Below are 1,019 nucleotides of genomic sequence, written 5' to 3'. Positions count from 1 at the left end.
TCGGTCGCACCGCCGACGCGGATGACGGCAACGCCGCCCGCCAGCTTGGCGAGACGTTCCTGCAGCTTCTCCTTGTCGTAGTCCGAGGTGGTCTCCTCGATCTGCTGCTTGATCTGGGCGACACGGCCCTGGATCTCGGCCTTCTTGCCGGCGCCGTCGACGATGGTGGTGTTCTCCTTGGAGATCGACACCTTCTTGGCGCGGCCGAGCATGTTGAGGCCGACATTCTCGAGCTTGATGCCGAGGTCTTCGGAAATGACCTGGCCACCGGTGAGAATGGCGATGTCTTCCAGCATGGCCTTGCGGCGATCACCGAAGCCCGGCGCCTTGACGGCGGCGATCTTCAGGCCGCCACGCAGCTTGTTGACGACCAGCGTGGCCAGAGCCTCGCCTTCGACGTCTTCCGAGATGATGACCAGCGGCTTCGAGGTCTGCACGACAGCCTCGAGGATCGGCAGCATGGCCTGCAGGTTGGAGAGCTTCTTCTCGTGGAGAAGGATGTAGGCGTCTTCCAGATCCGCAACCATCTTGTCGGCGTTGGTGACGAAGTAGGGCGAGAGATAGCCGCGGTCGAACTGCATGCCTTCGACGACTTCGAGTTCGGTCTCGGCGGTCTTGGCTTCCTCGACCGTGATGACGCCCTCATTGCCGACCTTCTGCATCGCTTCGGCGATCATCGAGCCGACCGAAGCATCGCCATTGCCGGCGATGGTGCCGACCTGGGCAACCTCTTCCGAGGTCTTGATCTTCTTGGCGTTCTTGATCAGCGTCGCGACGACGTCGCTAACCGCGAGATCGATGCCGCGCTTCAGGTCCATCGGGTTCATGCCGGCGGCAACCGCCTTGTGGCCTTCCTGGACGATCGACTGCGCCAGAACGGTCGCGGTCGTGGTGCCGTCGCCGGCGATGTCGTTGGTCTTCGAAGCAACTTCGCGGACCATCTGCGCGCCCATGTTCTCGAACTTGTCTTCAAGCTCGATTTCCTTGGCGACGGTGACGCCGTCCTTGGTGATGCGCGG

At 62.4% G+C, this 1,019-nt stretch carries 1 protein-coding gene; it reads right to left on the bottom strand.

Annotated features, from left to right (window positions below; genetic code table 11):
* Nucleotides 1-1,019, bottom strand: a 1,019-nt coding sequence (groEL, locus tag AC0L3I_RS36875) for a chaperonin GroEL (protein WP_473530226.1), incomplete at both ends; no start/stop codon positions are given.

This window comes from Mesorhizobium sp. WSM4840, assembly GCF_055811755.1.
This window is presented reverse-complemented; position numbering and strand designations above follow the sequence as displayed.